At 52.9% G+C, this 9669-nt stretch carries 10 protein-coding genes and 1 pseudogene; 9 read left to right on the top strand and 2 right to left on the bottom strand.

The features are described from left to right. Window positions 1-546: 546 nt before the first annotated feature. The gene (locus tag Q1A43_RS16665) at window positions 547-1446 is read right to left on the bottom strand and encodes a delta-class carbonic anhydrase (protein WP_299937017.1); all 900 of its coding nucleotides are present in this window, start codon (window positions 1444-1446) and stop codon (window positions 547-549) included. A gap of 1071 nt (window positions 1447-2517) precedes the next feature. On the opposite strand from Q1A43_RS16665, the gene Q1A43_RS16660 reads away from it, so the two are divergent. From Q1A43_RS16660 to Q1A43_RS16620, 9 genes and pseudogenes are all read left to right on the top strand, one after another. Next, window positions 2518-2919, top strand: a complete 402-nt coding sequence (locus Q1A43_RS16660; RefSeq protein WP_299937015.1) for a hypothetical protein — start codon at window positions 2518-2520, stop codon at window positions 2917-2919. A gap of 18 nt (window positions 2920-2937) precedes the next feature. Further along, window positions 2938-3135, top strand: coding sequence for a hypothetical protein (locus Q1A43_RS16655; RefSeq protein WP_366944271.1), 198 nt, complete (start codon window positions 2938-2940; stop codon window positions 3133-3135). Between the two features lie 908 nt (window positions 3136-4043). Then, window positions 4044-4397, top strand: a complete 354-nt coding sequence (locus Q1A43_RS16650) for a hypothetical protein (RefSeq protein WP_299928517.1) — start codon at window positions 4044-4046, stop codon at window positions 4395-4397. Window positions 4398-4512: 115 nt separating this feature from the next. Beyond that, entirely contained in the window at window positions 4513-5214 is a 702-nt protein-coding gene (locus Q1A43_RS16645) for a hypothetical protein (RefSeq protein WP_299937030.1), read from the top strand. 70 nt (window positions 5215-5284) lie between these two features. Next, entirely contained in the window at window positions 5285-6484 is a 1200-nt protein-coding gene (locus tag Q1A43_RS16640) for a DUF1611 domain-containing protein (RefSeq protein WP_299937009.1), read from the top strand. Next, window positions 6481-7602: an alanine/ornithine racemase family PLP-dependent enzyme gene (locus Q1A43_RS16635; RefSeq protein ID WP_299937006.1), complete on the top strand. Its 1122-nt coding sequence runs from the start codon at window positions 6481-6483 to the stop codon at window positions 7600-7602. The genes Q1A43_RS16640 and Q1A43_RS16635 overlap by 4 nt, the downstream gene beginning before the upstream one ends. 47 nt (window positions 7603-7649) lie before the next feature. Then, complete coding sequence (locus Q1A43_RS16630) at window positions 7650-7835, top strand: hypothetical protein (RefSeq protein WP_299928508.1); 186 nt, start codon at window positions 7650-7652, stop codon at window positions 7833-7835. A gap of 132 nt (window positions 7836-7967) precedes the next feature. After that, window positions 7968-8249, top strand: coding sequence for a hypothetical protein (locus tag Q1A43_RS16625; protein WP_299928505.1), 282 nt, complete (start codon window positions 7968-7970; stop codon window positions 8247-8249). A 320-nt stretch (window positions 8250-8569) separates the two neighbouring features. After that, window positions 8570-8809, top strand: a pseudogene (locus Q1A43_RS16620) (hypothetical protein); the annotation flags it as partial. A 171-nt stretch (window positions 8810-8980) separates the two neighbouring features. Here Q1A43_RS16620 and Q1A43_RS16615 read toward each other — a convergent pair. Further along, on the bottom strand, window positions 8981-9229 hold the full coding sequence (locus Q1A43_RS16615) for a hypothetical protein (RefSeq protein ID WP_299937003.1): 249 nt from the start codon (window positions 9227-9229) through the stop codon (window positions 8981-8983). Window positions 9230-9669: the final 440 nt, after the last annotated feature.

Raw genomic sequence — 9669 nt, 5'->3', positions numbered from 1 at the left:
TGGAGCAGCCCGGTAGCTCGTCAGGCTCATAACCTGAAGGTCGTAGGTTCAAATCCTACTCCCGCAACCAATATCTAGCAAACAACTCGCCCGTAATACGGCGGGTGTTTTGCGTTTTAGGGCTGGTTGCCGCCAGCATTGTCGCCAATTCGCTGAATAACTAAGTAGCAATTGCATGTGGGGTAGCTTTGTCAGGGGGTAATTTGACTTCTGAAACAAGGCCCCGAATAAGCTCGCTGGCCTCCACGCGTGTTGCCTCATTGTTGAGGTTCTCAGTCAGAGCACCGACTTTGATGAGATTGCCGTCTGCAAGAGCAGGATGTAGAGCAATTTATTCTGGACTTGTCGTGCATTCGTGCCGCCACTCAGAACTCGGTTAGAAAAGCACAGTCGCTTGTGGCGGAAAGTGGCCTAAACGACCACTTGGCGTGGTACAAAGCCGGACATGTCCAAAGTGTTTACCATAAACGGGTCGCCTTCAGTCAAATCGGCCATTTTCGTAAGAACAGGGCAAGCGTTGAAACCCACCCTGCTCTCATTCCCGGATCAGTTGATTGGCGACAATAAGCTGGGGTTGGTAACCAGGTTGCGCACGCCGTGTGCGTGGTTTTCCCCAAATGGGTTGTCGCTGAGCCACTTGCCAACAGATGCAATGTTCAACTTAGCCACTCCCGGGCGCACACTCCAAGTTACCTGAAAAGGTGACGCTTTTTCGTTATAGCCGGGGCCTGTGGTGGAACCTTCATATACAACCGGCTGCCCCAAATCAGTAGGAAGGTTAGGCACCTGATTTAGCCCGTCAACTTTTTCGATATGGGTCATCTCAGTAAAATCGACTCCCCCCTCAGACACAAGAACAGCCACAACCGTCTCTACCCGTAGCTGCGGATTGCCGATCGCGTCGGTTAGACAGGTGCCCAGGCCATTGCCCAATGTCGCTTGTGCTGTCGAGTGAACAAAATGGATTTCGATCGTATCGCCCGGTAGAAGGTCGCCGTGATCGCTTTTGCCGACGGGCTTGTCGATTGGGGCCCGCTCGGCGTCAGTCAGCGTGCCGTCGTACTTGAAACCGGTGCCATAGCCGTTTCCGTCGCCATTGCCTGCATAGGTGGTAAAATCACCCCCTTTGTGCTCGGCATTTTCATGGAAATGAATGTCGCACAGCATCATGTTAGCCACGTCTGGTGCGGACCCGAAAACACGTTGGTTAACGCCATCACGCGCATCAATGTCACGCGGCGATTGCGGTCCAAATCCTTGGCCCTCCGTAGCGGCGGATAACGTGGCACGCTGTGCAGAGATCACATCATCCGAAACGGTATGACCATCGTTTGCAGCGTATGCAGGAGACACAAGCATTGCGACCGAAACGCTGAGCAGCAAATTTTTGTAAATCATAATTCTTCCCATAAAGATGCGGACAAAAGACTCCTTTGAAGCGAACATATTTCGCCCCTCAGATCAACAGGAGCTCTTTCGTTTATCAGAATTTATAGGCTTTGTAGGATTGACCATTTCGTCTGAATTCCAAAGACAATCGCCGGTGCAAAAACGCGGCATTGCCCGTTCCACCCAAATCTACAACCGAACGAAGCATGCCGTGACTCTTATTCAAAAAAATGTGCGTCAAGCGATTGGTGAAACGGCCCCTATTCGGCCTTTATGAGACTTAGGCGGTCAGCAGCCAAGCGGGCACAAAATCTGCAAGGGAATACAACTGCTGCTTTAAGATTAGGGTGCCGTGCCTGCACGTTGTCTAAACTTGGCAATGCTCACGTCCTGCGCAGAGCCGCCCATGTGGTCAACTTGGACGCGCAGAGCCTTGACCAACAAGCACCAGCTGACTGTCCATTGTCGCGTTTCAACCCAAAGTGAACGCGTGGCAATAAAGGCGTTTCACACGTCAACCACCGGAAACTGGTTAGCTCGACCTCCCAATCGCGGATCTTCATGTTGCCGGTACTGGCTTCGATCTGTCAACGCCAGTACCTGGTGGCCTTGTCGCTTAAATCGATAGACGAGCACTAGCAGAAACCAGCAAGATAGCTAAATGGTGAGTGCAGTTGGAACCCGGCAGTCAGGTCGTTGGCAATGGCACCCACTGAAAACAGACTGCTGATCGCAGAGTTTTCTTGTCTTTGTTGATGGATTCCATGTTACTTTTAGGCAGTGTCGGCAGCCGTCCTTTGTCCTTAGATTTAACCTCTGATCGCCTACTTGGCACAAGGATGTGGACCCTTGCAGCACCCGCATTCGGCTAAACCAACAGGTAAATCTTGTTGTACTTCCGGCATCATGGTTGGCTCGGGTGTCTCCTACAGAGTGCCACAATGTCGACCCGAAACCGGATTGGGAGCAAAATCAGGATATTGGCGCCCGGGGTCGAACCTATATTGAAGGGATCGAAAACGGCCTGCGCACAACCATAGACAAAACCGCGCAACAGTCCGGCCTCAACCCGCGTACCTTGCAGCGGCGGTTGAAACAGGGCGGGCTGACGTTCTTGATCGTTGGTCGATGATATGGTCCTTGAATGGCAATTCTGACTATGTGCCAATGGCCGAGGCCTCTGAGCGATTGAGCTATGCTGATCCGGTTCACATCACACGTGCTTTGAAACGCTGGACCGGCGTCACTCCAGCCGTTTATCGAGATCAAATGGTTAAAAACTCTGGCGCGTTGTCAAATGGTAACCGCCCCGGAAAGTCGTGTGGCAAGCTTAGGGGAACAAATTGTCGTATCTATGGGAGGCAAATGCCACGTTTCCACACGAGCCATGCCATCGTCGTTTTGAGCCTGTTTGCAACCATCGCTACCGCGCAGGACAAACCCAATATTGTAGATATCATGACGGACAACCAAGGGTACGGTGATCTGGAAGTATATTGTAGCATTCGTGCTGAAACGCCCAAGTGTTGATGCTTGGCCACGCAGGGCGTGCAGTTCCTTGATTTCCAAGTTGAGCTAGGCTGCACACCAACACGTGCTGCCTTTCAATCCGGACGGATGCCGGTTCGGTCTTGCACGGATGGCTATGTCGAACCGGGGGAACCCGGTGGGCTAAACCCGATAGACGACACCATTGCCGAGCTTTTGAAATCGATGGGGTATGCTCCCGCAATGCATGGCAAATAGCATCTTGGCGAAGACCGCTAACTCCAAATGCACGATAGTGACGAATGGTATGGGATCACCACCCCCATCATCCAGTCACTCCACCCCTCGATTTTGTCGAAAAATCCATAGGCGGGGCCTTTACCGATGCCTGATGGAAATCGACTTTTACACCAGTCGCATTCTGGATGCGATCGATGCGTCAGACATCCGGGATGATACGATGGTGAGCTTTTTGTCGAACAACGGCCCGACACGTTTTTCCCCGAAGCCGACCAAAACGGCGACTATGGTATCCTTCAACGTGGGGGGCAAGCTTGGGCAAATCGTCCCTGTCCTTGCTTTGGCATGGATGGTTTCAAACCTTTCGCAGCCCCTGTTTGATGCCGTTCGGAGACCAAAGATTGCAGATGCGAGAGGGCTATCTTGCAAAATGCTGCGACCATACCGAGGTTCGCAATCAGCAGAAGACGAAATTGGTACAGCAATGGGCGGATGAACTGCGGACACATAAACTCGATGGTTCGTTCCCGTCGTTCATTTTCGGGTCCTAAACGGAGTTAGAAACACGACCTGGCCAACTAACGTTGCAATTCAAGCGTTACTCGACTACGTACGGGGTACAAAGTTGTGCTCTTCTTCGGCAAAGGCGTATCGCCTGCCAGAGCGGAATACGATCTTCTATCATGAAAATTCAACTGTCACGCCTCTTGCAAGGTCCTGATGTTTGAGAAGGTTGCCGATTTTATCGCGCACGACCGCATGGCCCATGCCTAAGGTTCAGCCGCTGTAGTGGCAGGTAGAGCGCAAGGCTTGCGTTCGGACATGGACAGCGCGCTGTCGATCAAACGACTTAGAAATAGTCCTGACAAAATGTTTTGTCAGGGCAAAAAAGTGAGGCGGCGCTTTCTCCGTCAAAGGATCAAAAAATGACTTTTCCAGAATGGACGAAACCCGGCATCTACGGTGCTTTGGGTGGCGCGATTGCGGTTTCTATCATTGGCTTCACTTGGGGCGGCTGGACAACAAGTAGCACCGCCCAAGAGATGGCCCAAGACTTGGCAGCTGAAGAAGTGACTTTGGCGATGGTACCGGTGTGCCTTGGCATGTCAGAGGCCGATCCAGACCGCACTGAAAAGCTCGCAGCGCTTCGGGATCTCTCTGGATTTAGCCGCCGCAACGCAATGATGGAAACGGGATGGGCGACGCGCCCCGGTTCAGAAAAGCCAGACCGTGACCTTGCGGACGCTTGCCTTGCGGGGCTTGAGTTGGATGGGTCATAACTCAAAACCTGTGCTGCACACGCCTAAAACGATTTGCGAGAAAAGATTGCTAGCGAGCATCCGGGGTTTACCGTTTGCTTTTTTCGCGCCAATTTTCGCCGTTCTTGTCTTGGCAATGCCTGCACTTGCCCAAACCATGCCGGAAAATGCCAGAGCAAAGAGCTATGGAGGCGGTTGGGAATGCAACATCGGGTATCGGCTCATTGGTGACGGTTGTGCAGCCATTGTGATCCCGGAAAATGCCTACGAAACAAACCGCACTTATGGGTCCGGATGGGAATGTCTTCATGGCTATCGCCAGGTGGGAGGAACGGCCTGTGATGCGGTGATTGTCCCTGATGGTGGGTTCTTGGACCCTTCGGGTGAGCGTTGGCAATGCTTGCGCGGGTTTTCCAAAGTCGACGGTGCCTGTCAAAAGCTTGTCGTGCCCGAAAACGGTTATTTGGTGGACGCAACCTATGGATCCGCATGGAAATGTGCGCGCGGCTTTGAGAAGGTGGAGGAGAGTTGCACCGCTATTGCCGTTCCAATCAATGGATACCTGAACGGGTCTGGTTACGGTCAACCCTGGTCCTGCGAACGAGGGTTCTTTGAAAATAACGGTCTTTGCGTGGCCGTAGTGATCCCGGAATTCGCCTATTTTGACGATGCATCATATGGCGAAGGATGGAAATGCCAAAGGGGATATGAAGCTTCTGGCGCAGGCTGTGACGTGATCGACATGCCGGAAAACGCGCATCTCGACAGGTCTGGAAACCGTTGGGAGTGCAACCGGAACTTTCAAAAGTCCAAGGGGCAATGCGTTCTGAAGAATTGAAGGCAATGCAGCAAGACGCCCGGCGCAATGCGTCGTCGGGCGACATTCTCGCCATCAAAGGAAAAATACGATGAAAACCGAGCTTCAAACGGCAAATACCATTCGCCGTCCCGTCAGGGGTGCCCAAGCACCACCGGTGAGCATGGACCCGACACGACAGCCGGGGTCCATCGCGCAGCGCCCTGCGCGACCGACAGCGATTGTTTTTTGCGAAGCTAACTTTGCCAAAATTGATGGCAAAACCGCCAATGGCCTTGTGCGTCATTCAGAGGCTTACCGGATTGTTTCGGTCATCGACAGCAACCACAGCGGCGATGATAGCGGGATGGTTCTTGATGGCGTGATCAACAATATACCAATCCTCGAAAGCCTAGACGCCGCGGCGGCCCACGAAACTGTTGTGCCTGAAACCTTTATCTATGGCATGGCCCCCTCATCCGGGCGGCTTTCGGACACCGACCGTGATGTCGTGCTGGATGCGATCGGGCGCGGTATGAACATCGTCAGTGGCCTGCATGAGTATCTGAGTGACGACGTCGAGATTGCGCAAGCAGCAGTGCAGAGACAAGTCACCATCCGCGACATTCGCAAACCCAAACCCAGCAAAGACATGCGTTTGTTCGATGGCAGTGTCGCACATGTAGATGCTCTACGCATCGCCGTTCTTGGAACGGATTGCGCCATCGGCAAGCGGACCACGGCGACGGTTCTGGCCCGTGCCTTAAACGCAAATGGTATCAAAACTGTGCTGGTCGGTACAGGCCAGACCGGTTTGATGCAGGGGGCAAAACATGGTGTGGCAATGGACGCTGTGCCGCCACAGTTCTGTTGTGGCGAACTTGAGGGCGCGATTGTTGCGGCCTCAAAGGCAGAGCAACCCGATGTCATTTTGATCGAGGGCCAAGGTGCGTTAAGCCATCCCGCGTTCTGTACATCTGCCTTTATTTTGCGCGGCAGCCAGCCGGACGCCGTCATACTTCAGCACGCGCCTAAACGCGCCCATCGCTGTGATTTTCCGAACATGCCAATGCCAAACGTTGCAAGTGAGATTGCTTTGATCGAGGCGTTTTCTAACACCAAGGTCATCGGCGTCACGCTCAATCACGAGGGAATGTCCGAAACCGAGATCACGGACACGATTGCCGACCAAACCGTCAACCTCAGCCTGCCTGTGACCGACGCACTTAGCCGACCAGAGGTACATCTGTTGGCGATGGTTGTTGGGGCCTATCCCAGCCTGCGGCAAGGAACGCCCGTGGCTGCGATTTGAGGTGCCCGCGCATTGACGTTGATCTCGACAAAATTCGTCACAACACGCAGACCCTTGTCAAGCGGTTGGACATGCGAGGCATCCGTGTGACCGCAGTGACCAAAGCCGCGTGCGGACATCCATCCATTGCCAGGGCCATGCTCGATGGTGGAGCAACGGGCCTAGCTGAGCCGCGTGTGAGCAATGTAATACGATTGCGCCAAGCTGGGATGACGTGCCCGGTCACTCTGATCCGAACACCCATGCTGAGCCAAGTCGACGATATCGTCCAATTCTGTGAAGCGAGCTACAACACAGAGCTGGTTGTGATCACGGCTTTGGCGGCTGCTGCACTTCGGCAAGACACGGTTCATGGCATAATCCTGATGGTCGAAATGGGGGATCTGCGTGAAGGGATCATGCCACAGTGCCTTGCCGACATCGCCCGTCAAGTCGTGGACATGCCCGGTGTGGCGCTGCAAGGCATCGGTGCAAACTTCGGTTGCCTAAGCGGCATTGCTCCGACCACCGAACAAATGCGGGCTTTAACTGCACTTGCGAACGATGTCGAAAGGCAGTGTGGCCCATTCCTTCGGACGGTATCTGGCGGCAACTCTGCAAACCTGCCTTGGGCACTTGAGGAGCGCGCAACGGGCCGGATCAACGATTTGCGCATTGGCGAAGCAATACTTCTTGGTGTCGATCCTCTCACAGGGGATCAGATAGGAGGTATGTTTCGAGATGCCTTCACGCTTGTTGCTGAAGTGATCGAGACAACCACCAAATCCGTGCGTCCTACAGTAAGCAGCGCCGATCACACCTTAACAGAAGGTCGACTTACCCCTAACAATTCGGCAACGACACGGATCATACTTGCCATCGGGCACCAAGACACAGACGCAGCAGGCCTTTCGATGCCGCCGGGCAATGATTTTATCGGCGCAACAAGCGATCACCTTATCATTGGTACAAAAGACGCCACGCTCTGCGTCGGATCGGAAATGCGGTTTCAAATGAATTATAGCGCTTTGATGCGCGCTATGTCCGCGCCAGATACTCAGACAAATTTATGCAGTGACACACCAGAGCCAAACACACGCGATGTCTACGGCTCACGCGATTACCTAACCTTGGTTTGAACGACCTTGTTCAAACATCTATGTTAAACCGAAGAGGAAACTGCCACTTGGCAAAGCTGAAAAAAACAAGTGTGTTCAGAGCGCAAAGTCCCAAAATTGAAACCGCAATGGAAAAGACAACGCGCATCGCTCGTAAGATGGTCGAAGAAGAGGCAGAGCAGAGAAAAACAAAAAACGACTTTCTCCGCAATGCGCGCCTCGAACGAGACACGAACACTCCGACAAAGCCTTAGCGACAGCACGTGGGGCAAGATTGCTCCAAGGTTACCCCAAGATACCCATGGCTGCCATATAACGATTGCACTCCTGTTGCGCGCATTTCCGGCTGTGGTGGTGCAACAACAAGTGCGAAAAGGACTTAACTAATGACGCAAGCAGACGAGAGCGCAACGAAAGTTCACTATATCTGCCAGACCTATGTGGAACAAAAGCCCGGCCGTGGTGGGCAAGCTGGCTTGAAGATTGGCAAGCAATTTCAATATTCAACTGCAGCGGAAGCTCAAAACAGAGCCGAACGCGAGGCCCTGTCCGAGGATTGCGCTGGTGCTGATGCCTATATGATTAGTGAAGACCCAAACAGTGGCGAAGTCAGTTCACCGAACTTCCTTGTGAGGCTCGGAAATGTCCCCGAATTTGATGATTTCTAGAACTTTTCGGCTGGCCTAGAAACCGCCCACGATGCATTCCACAACAAAGGGTCGAGTGCATTTGCAAAGCGGCTATTGAGGCAGGCACAGCGAAAGCCTGCTGACGTTGCAGGCTGTGCTGTGCCGGGGCACTGGCAGGGCGATTTGATCGCTGGTTCGGGCAACCCCACACTTTTTGAACGCAACACCCGCTTTGTGGTTCTGGCGAAGGTGAGAAATAAAGACAGCAAAAGCGCCATGCAGGCGTAGATCAAATAGCCCTGCAAGCTGCCAAAAGACCTGTACCGCACCCACACGCGGGCTCGTGGAACCGTTCCGATGTCTTCTTGTGTGACCCCCGCGCGCCATAGCCGCGCGGCACAAACAAAACCACAAACCGTTTGCTACGTCAGTACTTTCCAAAGGGCACAGATTTCTCGATCCATGGCCAAGCAAAGCTCAGGGCTGTTGCAAGGCAGTTAAAAGAGCGACCTCGGAAATGCTGGCGTCCGAAACTCCAGCCGACCGCTTTAGCGCTTGGAACGCTCGATTTAGGCAGTCTTTTCAGGTTTGTATGCTAACCAAACATTGGGCTTTTCCGCCCACTCCACAAGCTATTCACTGACAGGCTTGGCCCCTTATTTGACCCGTCGCATTTTTGAGCCATCCCAAGTTATCGTTTAGGCCACATTCCGTTAGAACAGAGAGCGCGGGTCCCATGAGTGTTGCCAGATGAGGTCGGCCTTGATGATTTAAAAAAAGGTTTCGACCATTGCCCGGCAGGCAACTTGCATGACAAATCTGCCGAGACGGGCGGCATAGTCATAGCATTTTTCCCTTCCCAGACACCGATAGCCTGAACTCCCGTCGCTGTAGGTGACCATCGTGTTGCAATAGACCTCATTGTAGATCGCGATATCGCTGGTGGTTTCGTTGTTATCGTCCGCAGGCGGTATTGCCGTCAGCAACAGAATATTCCACCCCTTCTTGGTCAGCATCATAGGCAGAACTTGGGTAGGAATTGATCCCGATTAGGGAAGCTTTCGCGCGGAGATGCACCTCCATTTCGAAAATATGTAAGTCGATATGAGCAAAGGTGTGCGCCATTGAGGTTGCGCTGGCCTAGTTTGTAAGGTCGCTCTGATCAGCACCTGAGTTGACACTCGTCGGGCCCGCGGTCACGTCCAGATCTGCATAGTTTTCCAGAGAGATGACATGAAAGGTCGCTGCGGTCGGCGGCGTCCTTTATCCCAAAAACAGTTGAGCGAAAGTAGTGGGCTATTCTCTAAGAACACTTAAAAACCCGGTCGCATCTCCCAGAAACTATGAGAAAAACCGCGTTTCTTCGCAAAACAATCAGTTTTATTGCCCGTGTTGGTCCCGCGAATAAAATGGATACGCGCAATTACAGTTTACCGATGTTTTAAACTGTATAGACCAA

The organism is uncultured Pelagimonas sp. (genome assembly GCF_947498515.1).
Taxonomy (GTDB): domain Bacteria; phylum Pseudomonadota; class Alphaproteobacteria; order Rhodobacterales; family Rhodobacteraceae; genus Pelagimonas.
This window is presented reverse-complemented; position numbering and strand designations above follow the sequence as displayed.